Annotated in this window: 19 protein-coding genes and 1 pseudogene; 8 read left to right on the forward strand and 12 right to left on the reverse strand. The window is 69.2% G+C overall.

From position 1 onward, the window contains the following. Positions 1 to 61 precede the first annotated feature (61 nt). The 5 genes and pseudogenes from ACYQ5L_RS18505 to ACYQ5L_RS18525 form a co-directional block, all read right to left on the reverse strand. On the reverse strand, positions 62 to 805 hold the full coding sequence (locus ACYQ5L_RS18505; protein WP_459958943.1) for an SCO6745 family protein: 744 nt from the start codon (positions 803 to 805) through the stop codon (positions 62 to 64). A gap of 303 nt (positions 806 to 1,108) precedes the next feature. Further along, positions 1,109 to 1,514, reverse strand: a pseudogene (gene arr / locus ACYQ5L_RS18510) (NAD(+)--rifampin ADP-ribosyltransferase). Between the two features lie 244 nt (positions 1,515 to 1,758). Beyond that, entirely contained in the window at positions 1,759 to 2,574 is an 816-nt protein-coding gene (locus tag ACYQ5L_RS18515; RefSeq protein WP_459958944.1) for an ABC transporter permease, read from the reverse strand. After that, positions 2,571 to 3,539: an ATP-binding cassette domain-containing protein gene (locus tag ACYQ5L_RS18520; protein WP_459958945.1), complete on the reverse strand. Its 969-nt coding sequence runs from the start codon at positions 3,537 to 3,539 to the stop codon at positions 2,571 to 2,573. The genes ACYQ5L_RS18515 and ACYQ5L_RS18520 overlap by 4 nt, the downstream gene beginning before the upstream one ends. A 31-nt stretch (positions 3,540 to 3,570) precedes the next feature. Further along, complete coding sequence (locus ACYQ5L_RS18525; RefSeq protein WP_459958946.1) at positions 3,571 to 4,059, reverse strand: nitroreductase/quinone reductase family protein; 489 nt, start codon at positions 4,057 to 4,059, stop codon at positions 3,571 to 3,573. Between the two features lie 107 nt (positions 4,060 to 4,166). Here ACYQ5L_RS18525 and ACYQ5L_RS18530 point away from each other — a divergent pair, with 107 nt between their 5' ends. Beyond that, positions 4,167 to 4,859: a TetR/AcrR family transcriptional regulator C-terminal domain-containing protein gene (locus ACYQ5L_RS18530; protein ID WP_459958947.1), complete on the forward strand. Its 693-nt coding sequence runs from the start codon at positions 4,167 to 4,169 to the stop codon at positions 4,857 to 4,859. Between the two features lie 21 nt (positions 4,860 to 4,880). On the opposite strand, the gene ACYQ5L_RS18535 is transcribed toward ACYQ5L_RS18530, so the two are convergent. Continuing rightward, complete coding sequence (locus tag ACYQ5L_RS18535; RefSeq protein ID WP_459958948.1) at positions 4,881 to 5,444, reverse strand: TetR/AcrR family transcriptional regulator; 564 nt, start codon at positions 5,442 to 5,444, stop codon at positions 4,881 to 4,883. A gap of 65 nt (positions 5,445 to 5,509) precedes the next feature. Here ACYQ5L_RS18535 and ACYQ5L_RS18540 point away from each other — a divergent pair, with 65 nt between their 5' ends. Further along, entirely contained in the window at positions 5,510 to 6,820 is a 1,311-nt protein-coding gene (locus ACYQ5L_RS18540; RefSeq protein ID WP_459958949.1) for a flavin monoamine oxidase family protein, read from the forward strand. A 164-nt stretch (positions 6,821 to 6,984) separates the two neighbouring features. On the opposite strand, the gene ACYQ5L_RS18545 is transcribed toward ACYQ5L_RS18540, so the two are convergent. Both ACYQ5L_RS18545 and ACYQ5L_RS18550 read right to left on the reverse strand, forming a co-directional pair. Beyond that, positions 6,985 to 9,081, reverse strand: coding sequence for an acyltransferase family protein (locus tag ACYQ5L_RS18545; RefSeq protein WP_459958950.1), 2,097 nt, complete (start codon positions 9,079 to 9,081; stop codon positions 6,985 to 6,987). Positions 9,082 to 9,253: 172 nt separating this feature from the next. Next, positions 9,254 to 9,652: a MarR family winged helix-turn-helix transcriptional regulator gene (locus ACYQ5L_RS18550; RefSeq protein WP_459958951.1), complete on the reverse strand. Its 399-nt coding sequence runs from the start codon at positions 9,650 to 9,652 to the stop codon at positions 9,254 to 9,256. Positions 9,653 to 9,729: 77 nt separating this feature from the next. On the opposite strand from ACYQ5L_RS18550, the gene ACYQ5L_RS18555 reads away from it, so the two are divergent. Then, positions 9,730 to 10,251 carry a DUF1772 domain-containing protein gene (locus tag ACYQ5L_RS18555; protein ID WP_459958952.1) on the forward strand — a complete coding sequence of 174 codons (522 nt, stop codon included), beginning with the start codon at positions 9,730 to 9,732 and terminating at the stop codon, positions 10,249 to 10,251. Continuing rightward, positions 10,248 to 10,844 carry a TetR/AcrR family transcriptional regulator gene (locus tag ACYQ5L_RS18560; RefSeq protein WP_459958953.1) on the forward strand — a complete coding sequence of 199 codons (597 nt, stop codon included), beginning with the start codon at positions 10,248 to 10,250 and terminating at the stop codon, positions 10,842 to 10,844. Before ACYQ5L_RS18555 ends, ACYQ5L_RS18560 begins: the two co-directional genes overlap by 4 nt. On the opposite strand, the gene ACYQ5L_RS18565 is transcribed toward ACYQ5L_RS18560, so the two are convergent. Further along, positions 10,801 to 11,742, reverse strand: a complete 942-nt coding sequence (locus ACYQ5L_RS18565; RefSeq protein ID WP_459958954.1) for an alpha/beta hydrolase — start codon at positions 11,740 to 11,742, stop codon at positions 10,801 to 10,803. The genes ACYQ5L_RS18560 and ACYQ5L_RS18565 overlap by 44 nt on opposite strands. 170 nt (positions 11,743 to 11,912) lie before the next feature. Between ACYQ5L_RS18565 and ACYQ5L_RS18570 the strand changes: the two genes are divergently transcribed. Together ACYQ5L_RS18570 and ACYQ5L_RS18575 are read left to right on the forward strand one after the other, a co-directional pair. After that, a complete protein-coding gene (locus ACYQ5L_RS18570; protein WP_459958955.1) occupies positions 11,913 to 12,278 on the forward strand; it encodes a metalloregulator ArsR/SmtB family transcription factor in 366 nt (121 codons plus the stop codon). Beyond that, a complete protein-coding gene (locus tag ACYQ5L_RS18575; protein ID WP_459958956.1) occupies positions 12,275 to 12,781 on the forward strand; it encodes an SRPBCC family protein in 507 nt (168 codons plus the stop codon). The genes ACYQ5L_RS18570 and ACYQ5L_RS18575 overlap by 4 nt, the downstream gene beginning before the upstream one ends. A 92-nt stretch (positions 12,782 to 12,873) precedes the next feature. Here ACYQ5L_RS18575 and ACYQ5L_RS18580 read toward each other — a convergent pair whose 3' ends face one another. The 3 genes from ACYQ5L_RS18580 to ACYQ5L_RS18590 form a co-directional block, all read right to left on the reverse strand. Then, positions 12,874 to 13,329, reverse strand: a complete 456-nt coding sequence (locus ACYQ5L_RS18580; RefSeq protein WP_459958957.1) for a hypothetical protein — start codon at positions 13,327 to 13,329, stop codon at positions 12,874 to 12,876. Between the two features lie 122 nt (positions 13,330 to 13,451). Continuing rightward, entirely contained in the window at positions 13,452 to 14,252 is an 801-nt protein-coding gene (locus ACYQ5L_RS18585; protein ID WP_459958958.1) for a hypothetical protein, read from the reverse strand. 25 nt (positions 14,253 to 14,277) lie between these two features. Beyond that, a complete protein-coding gene (locus ACYQ5L_RS18590) occupies positions 14,278 to 15,102 on the reverse strand; it encodes a DUF3097 domain-containing protein (protein ID WP_459958959.1) in 825 nt (274 codons plus the stop codon). A 549-nt stretch (positions 15,103 to 15,651) separates the two neighbouring features. Between ACYQ5L_RS18590 and ACYQ5L_RS18595 the strand changes: the two genes are divergently transcribed. Together ACYQ5L_RS18595 and ACYQ5L_RS18600 are read left to right on the forward strand one after the other, a co-directional pair. After that, positions 15,652 to 16,083: an NfeD family protein gene (locus ACYQ5L_RS18595; protein ID WP_459958960.1), complete on the forward strand. Its 432-nt coding sequence runs from the start codon at positions 15,652 to 15,654 to the stop codon at positions 16,081 to 16,083. Between the two features lie 3 nt (positions 16,084 to 16,086). Further along, positions 16,087 to 17,376, forward strand: a complete 1,290-nt coding sequence (locus ACYQ5L_RS18600) for an SPFH domain-containing protein (RefSeq protein ID WP_459958961.1) — start codon at positions 16,087 to 16,089, stop codon at positions 17,374 to 17,376. Positions 17,377 to 17,787 lie beyond the last annotated feature (411 nt).

Below are 17,787 nucleotides of genomic sequence, written 5' to 3' on the forward strand. Positions count from 1 at the left end.
ATTTGGCTCCCTCTCGATGTCAAGGCGTCGATATGGCTGCGATGCAGGCATGCCAACTCGGTCAGCGGCGGCTGAAGGCGGTGTGGTGGGCGGCTTCGAGCAGTTCGACGAGTTCGCGACCGGATTCTTCGTCGAGGGTGGCGAAGGCGGGAGCGATCAGTTCGTCGGTGAGCGTCTCGGCCGCCTCCCAGCGCTTCCGCAGGTCGGGCGTGATGTCCTCGAAGGGTTCCGGCCAGCCGTACCAACGTGCATGGTCGGCGCCGCCCTTGAGCGGCGATCCCGAAATGAGAACGGCCTGCAGGGGAGTGAGTCCTTGGGCGCGCACCGCGATCAGATGCAAGCCGCCCCGGAGCTCACGGAGCACATGCAGGAGCTGCGCCACACGCCCGGGCGCATCCGCGGCCAGGGGCATTGCGCGCCAGCCCGCGAACAGCGGTGCCCCCGCCACATCCGCGCCCTCGACCACCGGCCGCAGAAGTTCGGCGAGCCGGTCGGCGTCGGCGAAGTCGGCGAGTTTGCGGCGCCCGAAATCCTGGCAGGCGGTGAGATAGTCCGCAGCGACCTTGGCGGCCGGTGCGGGCACCGACTCCCAATGCGCGCGTACGGCTTCCGGAGGGAAGAACCCGAACGCCGCGACCACGACATCGGCGTCCACATCGCCGAGCACCCCGCCTCGCCCGCGGGTATACGGTCCCCAGTAGCCGTCGACTCCCGTCGCTGCCCCGAATTCCTTGGCCTCGCGGCCGATCATGAAGGCGCCACCGAGCTCACCGACATACCTCTTCACCGCCGCAGCCACCGACACGGCCAACCCCCTTCTCCTGTAAGACAACTCGCCCACCCTATCTCACTATGGTCGACTATTGCCAGATGCGGCGAGCCGGCGACCAGAGGAGTCGGATTCTCGGCCCGTGAAACGACGTCGACCGGGAACTGGTGGCGGCAAAGACCGAGAAGGGCACGCCACCAGTTCCCGGTCGATGGTGTTTCACAGCTGGATGCTGTCGATACGCTCGCACATGCCGAATTGCGTGCGGGTCTGCTGCTTACGCGCGCCACACCTCCTACGAGGCTTTCTGGGTACTTCTGCCTGGTCGTCGTGGTTTCGTCAATTCAGGATCTCGCCACGCACGACGGTCGATAGCCGATCCCGCCAGATCTGCAACTGTTCGGGTGTGAGCCGTGTCCAGTCGGTGACCTCGCCAACGATGCGCAACGGTGCGCTACTGCGGTACGACCGGGTTGGGTTACCGGGAAAGTTCTTGTCCGTTACGTTCGGGTCGTTCTCGAATTCCCCGGTCGGCTCGACCGCGTATACCCGCGGAATCGCGTCACCCCCCTGCCAGTTCTACGGCGATTTCCGCTGCGAGGCCTGCACCATCGACAAGAGCGGTGAAATAGATGTGGTTCATCACGATCTCCGGGCGGTAGTTGGATGGGCGGCCCGCAGTCAGGAACTCGCCCACGCGCAGATCCGCGATCGTGCCGTGGAAGAACGGTCCATCATCGAGCATTCCGGACACGTGAATCCTTCCTCTACCTGGTGGAACGAGCGATTCTGCCGCATCGCCCGGGTCTTGCCGCAAGCCCCGGCCTGTGTCATATCCTGAAGGTAGAGGCCGTGAGGCGGGTAGCCGTTGGCGGGTGGCGCCGAGGTCATCGCCGCGGGGGACAGGCAGTGGGGGTGTTTCTCAGCGGGCGGCAGCACCCCGCAGTCTCGATTGATCGGACGACGGGGTGCGTGCGAGAGGCTACGGATCAGCGTTCGCGGCGGTAGAGCCGCATGGTCAGCGGGCCGAATATCGCAATGAGCGCGGTGCAGGTGACGAGCACCCGGCCGATCTCGGTGGCGACCGTGTCGCCGTGCATCAATCCGCGTACGGCGGTGACCAGGTGCGTGATCGGGTTGAGGTCGACGACCGTTTCGAGCCAGCGGGGGAGGGTGGCGGGGTCGATGAAGATATTGCTGACGAAGCTCATCGGGAAGGTTACGAGGATGGCCAGGAACATGACCGATTCGGGGGTGCGGGCGAGGAGGGCGAGGGTGGTCCAGACCCAGGACAGGCTCCAGGCGAACAGGAGGACGAGGCCCGTGCCCGCGAGGAGTCCGGGCATGCCCGCATCGGGGCGGAAGCCGAGCAGGACACCGGCCCCCGCGATCATGGTCGCGGCGATCGTGTAGCGGGTCAGGTCGGCCAGAAGTGCTCCGACCAGGGGGGCCGGTTGCCAGATGGGCAGGGAGCGGAAGCGGTCGAAGACGCCTTTCGTGATATCGGCATTGAGTGCGACCGCGGTGGATTGGGTGGTCATGGTGACCGTCATGACCAGAATGCCGGGTAGCACCGACTGCAAGTATTCACCGGTGGAACCCGCCAGCGCGCCGCCGAAGAGGTAGGTGAACATGACCAGCATCATGAGCGGGAAGACGGTCACGTCGGAAAGCTGGTCGGGGACATGCTTGATGCGCAGCACGGCGCGCCAGGCGAAGGTCATGGCGGTGGCCGCTCCGCTCGGACGCGGCGGGCGCAATGGATCGGCAGCACCGGGGGCGGGGAGGGGGACGACGGTACTCATGCCGGGATCTCCTCGGGAGCATCGGATCGGGCGTGGCGTCCGGTCAAGGCCAGGAAGACTTCGTCGAGGCTGCTCTGGCCGACGCCGAAATCGCTGACTTCGATTCCGGCGCGGGCGAGTTCGCTCAGCGCGGCGCCGGCACGGCCGGAATCGGTGAGACGGGCCGACAGCGCCACCGGGTCCTCCGCGACGTGGACGGGCACGGCCAGGACTCGGGTCAAGATGGCCTGCGCGTCACTTCGCCGTTCCGGCTCGCGCAGCCGGACATGGACCGCTCCGGCGCCGACGGACTGCTTGAGTTCGGCGGTCGTGCCCTCGGCGATGACGCGGCCGTGGTCGATGACCGCCAGGCGGTCCGCCAACCGGTCGGCCTCCTCCAGATACTGGGTGGTCAGCAGCACCGTGGTCCCGCCGGATGTCAATGCCCGCACCACATCCCAGACCTGATTGCGGCTGCGCGGATCGAGGCCGGTGGTCGGTTCGTCGAGGAACAGCAGCGCCGGGGTGACCACGATGCTCGCGGCGATGTCGAGCCGTCGGCGCATACCACCGGAATAGCGTTTCGCCTGCCGGTCCGCCGCCGCTTCCAGACCGAAGGCGGCCAGCAGTTCGCGGGCCCGTTCGGCGGCGGCGCGCCGCCGGTGGCCGAGCAGCCGGCCCATGAGCACGAGATTCTCCATGCCGGTGAGATCCTCGTCGACCGAAGCGTATTGGCCGGTGAGGCTGATGCGGGCGCGCACCGCCTCGGTCTCGGCGACGACATCGTGGCCGAAGATGAGCGCCCGGCCCGCGGTGGGACGGATCAGCGTGGCGAGCATGCGGATGGTGGTGGTCTTGCCCGCGCCGTTCGGTCCGAGAAACCCGTACACACCACCGTCCGGAACCCGCAGATCGACACCGTCGACCGCGACGGTCCCGCCGAACTCCTTGCGCAGCCCTTCGGCGTGAATCGCGTACGAGGCCATGGTTTTTTTCCTTCCTGCTCGGGTCGAGGCGTCAGCGCTCGATCGCGGTCCGGCGCAGCCGCAGCACCTCGTCCACGCCGAAGAGCCACAGCCCGAGCCGTTCCGAACGCGACTGATATCGGGCGACGGATGCGGCGGGCACCAGTTCGGGCTCGGACACCTCGTAGACCCCGCCCTCGTGAATCACCTCGGCGGTTCCGGCCGCCGCGAGATTCGCGAGCCAATCGGTGCGCGGGCCGTAGGGCAGCGAAATGAGGAAGTCGTCCCCGGCTTCGGTAATGCCGACCGGAGTCTCGTAGACCTTGCCGCTGGACCGGCCCGTATGCCGGATCACCGAGGCGCCCGCGCCGGGGCGACCGGCGGCCTTCATGGCGCGCGGGTTGGTGAACCAGCGGTTGAAGCGGCGCACCGCCGTGAGCCCGGGGGCGTAGCCCGTGCGCATCACCACCACCAGGAACACGCCCGCGGCCAGAGCCAGGCACACCGGCGCCCCCGCGCCGATCGCGATCCACATCCACATGACCACACCACTCTCTTACGTTGTAAGTCTTATGACGTAAGGGAAGCATTACAACGTAAGGCTGTCAAGAGCGGGGAACCTTACCGCGTACGGTAAATTGGAGCGCTATGGTCACCGATCAACGTCCCCGGCTGAGCCGGGCGCAGATTCTGCAGGCCGCCGTCGCCCGGGCCGACCGGGACGGGGTCGAGGCGGTCACCATGCGCAATGTCGCCACCGATCTGGGTGTCGAGGCGATGTCGCTCTACTACCACGTGGCCAACAAGGCGGAACTGCTCGACGGCATGGCCGAGGTGGTCGTCGATACCATCAACGAAGCCGTCGCGCCCCTGGTGGCGGGCTCGGCCGACGAGTGGAAACCGGTGCTGCGCAAGCGCATTCTCACCGCCCGCACGATCCTGCTCCGGCATCCGTGGGCCCCGGCGCTCATCGGTACGCGCTCCCCGATGACGCTCTCGCTCATCACCTACTTCGACGCGGTGATCGGGCTGCTGCGGATCGGCGGCTTCACCTACGACCAGGCCCATCACGCCATGCACGCCCTCGGCAGTCGCGCACTGGGTTTCACGCAGGAGTTGTTCGGTCCGCCCACGGACCAGAGCGAGGACGAGGCAGCCGCTCAGCTCCTGGCCATGGCCGACCGATTCCCGCACATCGCGGGCATGGTGACCGAAGCGGCGCACGAGGATTCGGCCGAGGCGACCCTGGGCTGGTGCGACGACCAGACCGAGTTCGAATTCGGCCTCGACCTCATTCTCGACGGCCTCGACCGACTGCGCGCCGCCACCGCGACGCGCTGACATCCGGCGCGGCGGCGCACCTCAGAGTCCGAGGGCGGACCACATCGCGTCGAGCACCCGCCGGCGGCGGTCGGCGGGCCAGGGGAGTCCTTCGTCGAATCCGGTGACCACCAAGCCGTCCACCGTCACGTCCAGCACGTCGCAGGCCGTGGCGATGTCGGGGATTCCGGTCTCGGCGAGCAGGTTTCGCACGCGCTCATCCCACCAGCGGTTGAACTCGTCGAGTTCGGCGCGCAGCACCGGTTCGGTGCGGGCGGCGAGCACCAGGGCCAGCCAGAGGCGATGGGTGCGCTCGCCGGGGGTGAGGACCGCCCAGTCGATCAAGGCGCGCAGTCCGGCCGCACCGCTCGCGCCGCCGATGGCGGCCTCGGCCTGCGCGCGGCGGGCCTCGATCTCCTGGCGGACCGCGGTGCGCAGCACCTCGTCGCGGCCGCCGACGACGTAGGTGATCGCCGAGGTGGAGGAGCCGAGGCGCTCGGCGATCGCGCGGATGGTCACCGCGCCGAAGCCATCGGTGACGGCGATGGACACCACGGCGTCGCCGACCGCGGCGAGACGTTCGGCGGAATCGACCTGACGGGGCATGGGCACAGCATAGCGTTTTGTGAAACACTGGTTTTAAAACATGTGTTTTACGAAAGGGAGATGTCATGGACAAGACGACCGTCGCGATCGTCGGCGCGGGCTTCGCCGGGCTCACCACGGCGCGGGCCTTGCGGGCTCGCGGTGTCGACGTGCTGGTGCTGGAATCGGCGGGCCGGGTCGGCGGGCGCGCGCTCACCGAGGTGTCGGCGGCGGGCACGCCGGTCGATCTGGGCGGGCAGTGGATCGGGCACGATCACACCCGGATGAGTGCGCTCGCAGCCGAATTCGGCATGACGCTGTTCCCGACGCACACGGCGGGGACGACCCTGATGGTCGATGGGACCCGCAGGCTCGAGACCATGCCGGGGACGATGGCCTCCGCGGGAATCGCCCTGCTGCGGCTGGAGTTGATGGCTCGCACCGGCCGGGGTTCGGACCGGACGACCGTGGCCGAGTGGCTATCCCGGATACCGGGCGAACGAACCCGGCGGCTGCTGGACGTGGTGTTGTCCGAGGCGCTGGCCATCGATCTCGATCAGGTGTCGCTACGGGCATTGACGACCGGGATCACCTCCGCGGGCGGCCTGCGCGTCATGCTCGGCACCGCGGGCGGCGCGCAGGACTGCCTGCTGTCCGGCGGCGCCGGCGGCCTGGCGCGGGCGCTGGCCGCCGACCTCGGATCCCGCGTGCACCTGAACCGTCCGGCGACGGCCATCACGCGCACGGTCGACGGTGTCGTTCTCGATACGCCCGCCGGACCGGTCCATGCGGCGCGGGCAGTGGTCACGGTGCCGCCGCCGGTCGCCGCGGGCATCCGGCACGACCCGCCGTTGCCGCCGGAACGCAGTGCCGCGGAACGCAATACCGTGATGGGGACCATGTACAAAGCGATCGCCGTCTACGACGCGCCGTTCTGGCGGGAGCGCGGCCTCAGCGGCGAACTCGTCTCCCTGGACGGCCCGGTGCCCGCCGCATTCGACATCTCGCCGCCCGGCGGGCCGGGGCATGTGGGAGTCCTGGTCCCGGGCCGTGCCGCCCGCGCTCTCGATGCGCTCACGCCCGCCGACCGCCGGGACATCGTTCTCCGCGCGCTGTCCCGCCACCTCGGCGACCGCATGATGAATCCGCTGAGCTGGCACGAGAAGTCGTGGCATCTCGACCCGCACGTCGGCGGCGGATACTCGGCCCTGCCGAAGCCCGGCCACCTGTCCGCGCTCACCCGCGCGGGCGCCGCCACCGGCCGGGTCCATTGGGCGGGCACCGAAACCGCGCCGCGCTGGACCGGCTACTTCGAAGGCGCAGTGCGCTCCGGCGAGCGCGTTGCGGCGGAAGTCTCTGCCGCACTGAGCTTCTCGGCGCTGACCGCCCAGGCGTGACGGCTGCCGCCGCTGTCGAGGGCCGGGTGCGGCCACGGTCGAGGGCCGGGTGCCGCCCCTGTCGACGGCCGGGCGCCGCCGCTGTCGAGGGCCGGGTGCCGCCACGGTCGACGGCCGCGTGCCGCCACGGTCGAGCGCCACGTGCCACTACTGCCGACGGCTACTTACCACCACTGCGTGACGGCCGCGATCTGCCGCCCCAGCTCGGGCGCCAGGGAGCGGACATAGCTGGCGGTGAGGTGGTGTTCATCGCGGTAGATCAGGACATTGCCCTCGGCGACACGGCAACGGTCCGAACGGCAGATGGCATTGGACAGGTCGAGCGGATAGATGTTCGGGTAGGCCGCGGCCGGCTCTTCCGCCGGGTCGAGGAGGTCCAGGGCGACGGCGCGCGGCACGCCGCAGCTCTCCGGAGTGGTGTCGCGCTGGGCCAGGCAGTCCACGGCGCGGTAGAAGACGCCGCCGTGCCGCAACCGCGGAGTATCCCGCAGCGCGAGCACATTGAGGCCGCGCTCCGACAGCGCGGTCCACACATCCAGGAACTCCGGCGGCACCTCGTCGCCGTCGGCGTACGGGCGAAAGCGTGTGGAAACGGTGAACACCCAGTCGGGTCGATCCACCGCGAGCCGCTCGAGCACCTCCTCCGACCATTCCCGGCATTCGGGGAACGGCGCTTCTTCGTAGGAGGGCTGGTCGGCCAAGGTCAGCGGGCAGTTCTCCTTGAGGAAGGTGACCACGCGGAATCCGTAATCGCGGGACAGGAGTTCGAGGGCGGGAATCCACTGCTCGGAATGCGAGCCGCCGACCACCGCGATGGCACGGTGGGCGGCGGTGTCGCCGTAGGTGCAACTGCGCACCTCCCGGTCCGGAGTGATGCAGCCGTCGAGCGTCGGCGCCGGCGCGTCCGCGAAGCCCTCGAGCAAGGAGGGGCGCAAGGGTTCGGGCGCGGGATCGATCCCGTCGATCAGGGCGGCGGCTCCCGGATACCGGTTGGGCACGAGCACCTGCGGCGGCTGGGGCGGATTCGTCATGGCGACCACCTGCCAGCCGGAGGCGGAGACCAGCACGCTCACCCCGGCGGTCGCCGCCAGCACACCCGCGCCGCGGCGATACCACGTGGGCGCGGTCGCATTCGTGCCCGATCGTCGCCGCAAGGGCGCCTCGATCAGCCGTGCCGTCGCCAGCGCCAGCAGCAGGGATACGGCGATCACCAGCAGTCCGTCGCCGAATCGCGCATGCTCACGCCCGGTTTCGGCGAGGTAGAAGATGAGGATCGGCCAATGCCAGAGATAGAGCGGATAGGCGAGAACGCCGAGCTCGGTGCAGACCCGGCTGGCGAGAACGCGATTCGCCCATGGGCGCCCGGCAGCCGGGACGTGCAGGCCCGACAGGATGAGCAGGAGGGTGGCGGCGACCGGGAACAGCGCCGCCGGGCCCGGAAAGTGTGCCGCGCCGTCGATCAGCAGACCGCAGCTGACCACCATGCCCAGGCCGAGAATCCCTGCGGCCCACCGCATCCAGGCCGGAAGGGAGATCCAGGGAACGGCCACCGCCAGCGCCGCCCCGGTCAGCAGCTCCCATGCCCGGGCGCCGCTGTCGTAATACGTCCACGCCTGATGCTGGGCCGAGCCGATGGCGGCATACCGGAAGGAAACGACCGCGCCGAGGAGCAGCAGCGACAACAGCGCCACGCGGTGCCGGTCCCACTGCGGGCGCACCCGCGCCCACAGGGCGATCACCACCAGGATCACCAGATAGAACTGGCCTTGCACCGCCATCGACCAAAGATGCTGCAGCGGGCTGATCGACGGATCCGGCGCCGCGTAATCCAGCTCCGCAATGGCCAGATACCAGTTCTGGAAATAGAAGCCCGACGCCAGCAACTGTGCCGAGATGTCGCTCCACTGCGTGTACGGCCGCGCGACCACCGTGGCAATGGCGATCGCGGCGAGCACCACCACCAGCGCCGGCAGCAGCCTGCGACCGGTACGCCGCAGTGTTGCCCCCGCACCCGCACGTCCGGTCTTCTCGATGTGCCGCAAGAGCATTCCGGTGAAGAAGAATCCGGACAGCACCAGGAAGACGTCCACGCCGCCGGACACCCGCCCCATCCACACGTGGAACGCCACCACCAGCGCGATCGCCACCCCGCGCAACCCATCCAGGTCATCCCGATACGGGTGCTCGGATGTGCTCTCCGGCAGCCGATCCCGAGTTTCCGACCCGGTGGACAACAATGGCCCCGGGGTAGCAGCGCGCACAGTAACTCCCACGAACGAACCGTCCCCGCCCGGGCAACACGGCGGGGCGTGCCGACCGGACGCCCCGGCACCGCGCCCTAAGATGCCCGAGTGATTGCGCCGGAAGCAAACTCGGTCCCGAACCGGTGCGACGAGAACCCGATTCCCACGGGAATTCCGCGCCGAACCCGGGTCAGGATCCGCCGCGGAGCGTGTCGGTGGCGTCGGCGACGCGGTCGTTGGTGGCGGCGACGAACGTCAGCAGCAGGTCCAGTTCGCCGTCGTCGTAATCCTCGAGGTCCGCGCCGATCGCGGCGCCGAGGGTGGCGAACAGCGGGGACACCGCGGTGCGCGCCGTGTCGTTCAATCCGATCAGCACCCGGCGGCGATCGGCCGGATCCGGTTCGCGGCGTAGATATCCCGCGCGCTCGAGCCGGTCGATCATCGCCGTCACCGCGCCGCCGCGGGTGATGCCGATGCGTTCGGCCAGCTGCCCGGGCGTTTGCGGCCCTTCGAGGCTCACCAGGTTGAGGCAGCTCAGATCCGTCACCGTCATGCCCAGCCGCGCCGCGACCGCCGAGTGGAACACCACGGTGCGCGTGGCCTGTATCCGCAGTTGCGCCTGGAGTGATTTCAGGGTTTCGGTCCGGGTCGTCCCTGATCGAGAACATGACGAGGACGCGCACGATCCTGCTGTGGCTGCTGGTGATCTTCGTGGGCATACAGTTCGGCGCCGGTTGGTACGAGAAGCTCGCGATTGTCGAATTGTGGTCCACCGCACCGCCGGAGCAGGTGCTCGCCACCATGGAGGAATCCGGTATGCACCGGGCGGGACGCGCCTTCTGGCCCTTCGTTTCCCCGGTGGTGGCTCTGCTCGCGGTGGTGAACCTGGTCATCGCCTGGCGCACCCCGGCGGTGAACCGGCCGTGGTGGCTCGCCGGCGCCGCGACGATGACCGTCTACGCCGTTGTCAGCCACGCCTATTTCGTTCCGCAGATGCTGATGTTCCAATCCGGCGGCGGCGACTGGAGCCCGGACCGCATCGACACCTTCGTGACCTGGTGGACCGGCCTCAATTACGTCCGCATGGCGATCGGCGGAATCGGCTGGCTGTGCCTGCTGCGTGCCCTGTCACTGGTGGCCGCACCGGCCGCCGCGCCGGAATCGCCTGCGGCTACCGTGAAGAGATGAGCGACGCCCCACGCCGGACACCGCGGCAGCGGCGGTCTCGTGAGACGGTGACCATCATCGTGGAGGCCGCCGCCCAGGTGTTCTCGCGCGAGGGTCTCGCGGCCACCACCAATCGCATCGCCGAGCGGGCCGGTGTGTCCATCGGCACGCTCTACCAGTACTTTCCGGATAAGTTCGCGGTGCTGCACGCGGTGGCCGAACGGCATGTGAGCGAAGGCGGCGCGCGGCTCGGCGAGGTGTTCGCGCGGCTGCGGCGGACCGAGCCACCATTCGAGGAGACCCTGTCCGCGATCGTCGAGGTCGTGGTGGATCTGCACCGGGATCGGCCGGTGCTGCACGGGCTCATGCATCGGCTGGCGCCGCGGAATGCGGCCGAGCTGGCCGCGATTCGCGCATTCGAGGATTATCTGGTCGACGAGATCACCTATCACCTCGTGCGGTGCGATCGGGGTGGGGCCGACCCGGCATTCATGGCCCGAACCGTGGTGCACGGGGTCGACACCCACCTGCATCGGGTGCTCATCCATCGGTCCGTCGATATGGGGCAGGTCACGGAGTTGGTGAACCGGCTGCTGGGGGAGTCGAGCCGGTAGTCTCGAGGACGTCGCGCAATGCGTCGGCCAATTGGGTCACGCCGGGTTCCTCGATGGGGAAATGCCCGCAGCCGTCGAGGAGTACGAGGTCGGTCGGTGCGGCGATGCGTTCGAGGAATCGGATGCTCAGCTCCGGTGGCGTCCAGCGATCGGCGGCCGGATGCACCAAGGTCACCGGTGCGGCGCGGAAGTCCTCCGGCGGCGTGTGCCGGTAACCGAGGAAACTGCCCAGGAATCCGAGCGGCACATGCACGCCACCGCCTTTCGGATCGGTGGCGCACAGCCGGGACAGTCGCGGATCCAGGCTCATGTTCCGCATGTCGACCAGCCAGCGGATCGGCACCCGCACACCGCCCAGCAACGGCTCCATCGTGCGCAACAGCGTCGGCGCCAGCGGCCCGGTGAACGACCAGCGGGCCGCGGCGCGCCGGGCCGCCGGATCGGCGGGATCGAGCAGACACGTCGCTACCACATGCGCCACCGCGCCGGTCCGGGCCGCGACCTCGTAGGCCAGCATGCCGCCCACGCTCGCACCGAACAGCACCAGCGGCCGATCATCGGATTCCGTTTCGGCGGTGACGAACTCGCACAACAGATCGACCCAGTCCCGGTAGCGCACCGACCGCGGATGCGGTTCGGCGGTGTCGCCGTAGAGCGGCAGATCGATGGCGGCGATCTCGGCGCCCTCACGCGCGCCCTGCGCGGCGAGCGGCCACAGCAGTCCCGCATGACCACCCGCGCCATGGATCGCCAGTACGCGCACCGCCGCCTCGGGGGCGAGCGCCCGCGCCACATGAACCCGGCGGCCGCGCCACTCCCACCAGGTCGAGGCGGGTGCGGCCGGTGACTCCGGAAAGTAGTGGGAGGGCAGGAACTTCACATATCGGAGGTAGTCCACCCCCTCAGCGTCATGGCGTGCGAGCGCGCTGACAACTCGCGTTCGGTCTCTCCGGGTGCGCCCGGAAAACGCCTCCGGACCTGCGGCGACGAGGCCCGTGCCGCGCACGGGCGCGGTGCTGCTCAGATTTCGCCCGCCTAGACGCGTAACCGATGTGTTACGCTTTCCGGGTGGACGAAGCCGCCGCGGCCATTGCCGATCCGGTCCGCCGGGAGATCCTCACCATGCTCCGCGGGGCCCGGTTGACCGCCGGGGAGATCGCCGGACGATTCGACATCAGCCGGCCCGCCATCAGCCGGCATCTGCGCGTGCTGCGCGAAAGCGGGCTCGTGCACGACGAATCGGCCGGACGACAGCGCTTCTACACCCTCGACGTCGAGCCGCTCCGCGAAATCTCGGACTGGATAGCCGAATTCGACCGGCGCGCCCCCTGGGAACAACACCTCGACGCCCTGGAGACCGAGGTCTACCGAACCCGCCGCGAACGCCGCGCCGGATCCCCGGACAACCGGACCACAAGGGAGAACACCGCATGACCACCACCCCCACCGGCCGCATTCTGCGCACCCCCGCCGGCCGCGACCTGATCCTCACCCGCACCTTCCGCGCCCCCATCGACGACGTCTGGGCGAGCGTCACCGAACCCGACCGCACCGCCCGCTGGTACGGCCCCTGGACCGGCGAGCCCGGACCGGGCCGAAACATCAAGGTGCAGATGCTCTTCGAGGAATCCCAGCCCTGGCTGGAAATGCACATCGTCGCCTGCGAACCACCTCGCCACCTGACCCTCACCGCCGTCGACGAACACGGCAGCTGGCACCTCGAACTGGAACTCGCCCAGCAGGCGGACACCACCGAACTCCGCTTCACCCACCACCTGGACCCCGACGCCGACCCCGCCGGCGTCGGCCCCGGCTGGGAGTACTACCTCGACATGCTCGTAGCCTCCCGCACCGGCGGCGATCTCCCCGATTTCGCCGACTACTTCCCCTCCATGCAGCCCTACTACGAGCAGCAGACCGCCGCCGCCTCCGAGTAATCGGCCCCTACCGAGCTGGACGTGCGATCACCGGGAAACTGTGGCGGCGAATCGCGAGAAGGCACCGCCACCAGTTCCCGGTCGGCGATATTTCAGATCGCGGCGGGCGCGAGTGGTCCCGGCCGGGCGGAGGCCACACTCAACGTGGGGCTCGCACCAGCGCACCTGCGGTCGGCAACCTGGCGTCCCAGCCGCCGATCACTCCATGGGCGCGCCGCTGCCCGCTGGTGCGCCGCTGCCTGCTGGTGCGCCGCTGCCTGCTGGTGCGCCGCTGCCTGCTTGTGCGCCGCTGCCTGCTTGTGCGCCGCTGCCTGCTTGTGCGCCGCTGCCTGCTTGTGCGCCGCTGCCTGCTTGTGCGCCGCTGCCTGCTTGTGCGCCGCTGCCTGCTTGTGCGCCGCTGCCTGCTTGTGCGCCGCTGCCTGCTTGTGCGCCGCCGCTTGCTTGTGCGCCGCCGCTTGCTTGTGCGCCGCTCGCCACTTCCGGTACCAGCATGCCGATTGCGAGCACGCGCGCACGATATGGTGATGGTGAATTCGATTGAGCGGCAAGGGTGTCTCGTCGAGCGCGTCAAATTGCCGCTGGGTCTGGACCGGCGTGTGCTCAGCTCGGCGGGTGCGGGATGAACGGGGGCGGGAGGGCTTGTTGGGCGGGTTTGACGCCCTTGGTTTCGTCAGCGGGCGTGGACTGCTGCCAGGCGGGCCGCGCGGATGGCGTTCCAGAGGGGGCGCAGGAGTGCTTCCTGGGCGGCGGCCGCGGTCGCGGAGGTCGGCGCGGCAGCGGGTTCGCGCTCGGCGACGGTGAGGATCGCTGCGACTTGATCGGCGGTATCGAGGATCCGCCGGGCGCGCAGGGGCATCGAATCCGGGTAGCCGTGGCGGGAATACGCGGCCAGCTCGTCCTCGATGAGGTCTCGGGGTGGCGTGCCGCCCGAGCCGAGTCCGGTGGTCTGCAAGCGCTGCAAGGCGTCGGCGGCCTCGCGTACGGCTTGCCGCATCGAGTACTCGGCTTCGCCCAGTGGCATATCCGGTTCGATGGCCGGCGGGATGGGAGTCGCGTAGACCCGCCATTGCAGGGTTTCGTCGTCGGACCAGAACGGGACCAGTCCGGTGCCCTCCTGGCCGGGCACTCCGATGAAAAGTCCTTCGCCGGCTTCGGTTGCGGCGGCGGCGAATTCGCTTCCCACCGGTAGTCCGCGCACATCACCGGGCACCGGCAGCACCAGGCGGACCTGCGCGTCGGGCCCGTGCAGGGCCTCCCGGATCAGCTTGAGCAGCACCATGATTCCGGCCCCGGCCGCGCCTTCCTCGGCGGCCCACGGCAGCCCGGTGTGCCCGCCGGTGACCGGGTCCCCGGCGGCGACGGTCTGCAGCGGCGCCCATACGCGCAGGGCGTCCAGTACGTCGTCGGGTGCGCTGCGGCCCGCCAGCCAGGAGCCGGCCCAGACCGTCAGCGTGGCGCTCGGGGAACTCATGTTCAACAGGATAACTGGCTGGCAGCTAAGGCTCTGTGACGAAATCGATCAGTCGTTCGACGGCTCCGATGAGAGGGGTCTCCAGGTCGCGGAAGGAGTTGACGCCGTTGTAGACCCGGCGCCAGCCGTCTTGCGGTGTGCCCCAGCGCAGGCGGCGGCAAATGCCGGTTTTCCAGTCTTCGCCGCGGGGAACGTCGGGCCAGGCGTCGATGCCCACCGCGGCGGGACGCACCGCTTGCCAGACGTCGATGTAGGGGTGACCGGTGACCAGGACGTGCGGTCCGAGTCCGGTGGTGAGGTTGGTTTCCTTCGAGCCGGTGACCAGGTGGTCGACGAGGACGCCGACGCGGCGACCGGGGCCGGGTTCGAATTCGGCGAGTCTGGCAGCGAGGTGGTCGAGGCCCTCGAGCTGTTCGACGACCACGCCCTCGACGCGGAGGTCGTGGCCCCAGACGCGCTCGACGAGCGCGGCGTCGTGCACGCCCTCGACCCAGATGCGGCTGCCGCGGGCCACCCGTGCGCGCAGGCCCTCGACGCGCGTGGAACCGGACGCCGAGCGGGTCGGCTGCTTGGGCGGCGCGGCGGTCGGGCGCACCAGCGTGACCGGTTGCCCGTCAATGAGAAACGCCGCTTCCCGCAAGGCGAACAGCCGCACCCGGCCGTGCCTGTCCTCGAGTTTCACGAACTCGCCGTCGTAGCTGCGATCGAAACCCACTACGGCGCCGCAGAATCCGGTGGCGGCGTCCTCGGCGACGAGATCGCGTTCGGCCACCACCCTCGGAACCTCGCGCTTCCGGGTCCGGGAATGGCCGGAAAAGATGTCGCCGCCATAGATGTCACGCCCACTCACCCGAACGAAGGTACCGGTCCGGGCGGCGACCGGCCCGGTGCGACGCGGCGCGCGGCGTGAGATCCACGCAACGATCGGCAATCCGGGCGATCCGTGCGCGATCCGCCGCGGATGTCCAGCGCGGGGGTCCGATGCTCGCGACTGGAGTCGGGCCCGCGGGACCCGGTCGCGGCTTGCGCGCTCGGTTCGGATGTTCGGTGCGGGGTGTGGTGCTCGCGATCGGAATCGGGCCTGGGGGCCGCGGTCGCGGCTTGCGCGCTCGGTTCGGATGTTCGGTGCGGGGTGTGGTGCTCGCGATCGGAATCGGGCCTGGGGGCCGCGGTCGCGGCTTGCGCGCTCGGTTCGGATGTTCGGTGCGGGGTGTGGTGCTCGCGATCGGAATCGGGCCCGCGGGAGCCGGTCGCAGCCTGGGTGCTCGCTTCGGCACCTGGAACGCGGTCGCCGTGCCGACGCTCGCACCGGTGGCGGGATTGCGGCGGGGCGGGCGGCCCGGATATGCGCACCGCCGATCTTCGGCCGACGGACCGGGGAACGATTACTGTTGATGTCGTGGCCGCAATCATTTGGCTGGTCGCGGGGATTCTCCTCGCGGCGGCAGAGATGCTCGTCGGTGATCTCACCCTGCTCATGCTGGGTAGCGCCGCACTCGTCACGGCCGGTTGGAGTGGTCTGACCGGGACCGGGGTGGTCGTGGATGCCATCGTCTTCGGCATCACGGCCGCGGCCCTGATCCTGCTCGTTCGCCCAGTTCTATTGCGGCGCTACGCGACTCCACCGCCGACGCCGACCAATGTGGACGCGTTGCAGGGCAAGACCGCGAAGGTGCTCGAGACGGTCGACGAGAACGGCGGCCGGGTGAAATTGGACGGGGAAGTATGGAGTGCCCGCCCATTCGACTCGTCGGAGAGCTATTCCGAGGGCACGACCGTCTATGTCATGAGGATCGACGGCGCGCACGCCGTCGTGTGGAAAGGTCCATAACAGATGGCCGTATTGATAGTCGCCGCCGTCCTGGTGCTGCTGGTCGTGGTGGTCGTGTTCAAGTCGGTGGCGCTGGTGCCGCAGGCGGAGGCGGCGGTCATCGAACGGCTGGGCCGGTATTCGCGCACCGTGTCCGGGCAGCTGACCTTCCTGGTGCCGTTCGCCGATCGCATTCGCGCCAAGGTGGACCTCCGCGAGCGGGTGGTGTCCTTCCCGCCGCAGCCGGTGATCACCCAGGACAACCTGACCGTGCAGATCGACTCGGTGGTCTACTTCCAGGTCACCAGTCCGCAGGCCGCGGTCTACGAGATCAGCAATTACATTGCCGCCGTTGAGCAATTGACCATCACCACGCTGCGCAATGTGGTCGGCGGCATGACCCTGGAGGAGACGCTCACCTCCCGCGATCAGATCAACAGCCAGCTGCGCGGCGTGCTCGACGAGGCCACCGGGCGCTGGGGACTGCGGGTGTCGCGCGTCGAACTCAAGGCCATCGATCCGCCGCCGTCGATTCAGGAATCGATGGAGAAGCAGATGAAGGCCGACCGCGAGAAGCGCGCCATGATCCTCACCGCCGAGGGCCAGCGCGAGGCGTCGATCAAGACCGCCGAGGGCCAGAAGCAAGCGCAGATCCTCGCGGCCGAGGGCTCCAAGCAGTCCGCGATCCTGTCCGCGGAAGGTGAGCGGCAGTCCCGCATCCTGCGCGCCCAGGGCGAGCGCGCCGCGGCCTACCTGCAGGCGCAAGGCCAGGCCAAGGCCATCGAGAAGGTCTTCGCCGCCATCAAGTCCGGCAAGCCCACCCCCGAGCTGCTGGCCTACCAGTACATGCAGACGCTGCCGCTGGTCGCCAAGGGCGACGCCAACAAGGTGTGGCTGGTGCCCAGCGACTTCGGCAAGGCCCTGGAAGGGTTCGCCCGCGGCTTCGCCACCAAGGGCGAGGACGGCGTGTTCCGCTACGAGCCCGCGCCCGACGGGGAGACCACCGAACGGCCCGAGGACGACTCTGACGAGGTCGCCGACTGGTTCGATACCGCCACCGATCCGGCCGCCGAACGCGCCGTGCGCGCCGCCGAGGCCGATGCGCGGGCTCCGGTGGACACCGGGGCGCTGCCGCAGGGCTCGCGGCTGCGCTCGGACAAGCAGGAGGAGTTGGAGCAAGGCGGGCCGCAGCAGCAGCCGCGCCCGCAGCAGCCCGCACCGGGCCAGCACCAACAGGGGCCGCAGGCGCGCCGCCCGGAGCAGCCCGGCGACCAGCAGTGGCCGCCGCCCCCGCCGCGCCCCTTGGGCCGCTAGGCCCTCAGCCCGCCGGCTCCTGGCCCGCCGGCACTTCGTAGAGGCCCCCTCGACGCACCGTCGAGGGGGCCTCTTCCGTTACCGATTCCCGAAATACGCGAGCGGAATCACGTTTATCCGGTGACCTCCGCCACAAAACTCGCTACAAATCACAGAATTGTTATTCACGTTTCCTCCGATTTCATCTGCAATAACGGCGTGAGTAATGCGAATGCTCGGTTGTCAATTGCCGCGTGATCACTCTGTGATTCGACGTGATTGTTCCGTTATGGTCGTCTGCGGCTCGGACACAGGCCGAGCCCGACCTCGAACCGCCGAACATCGGTAACCTCGTCCCGCGGTTCGCAGTGCAACCGACATCCCTGGGGACGGGGACCCGCGGCTTTCCTCGCGAGATCGGGTGAGGCGCAG

The organism is Nocardia sp. IFM 10818 (assembly GCF_054655275.1).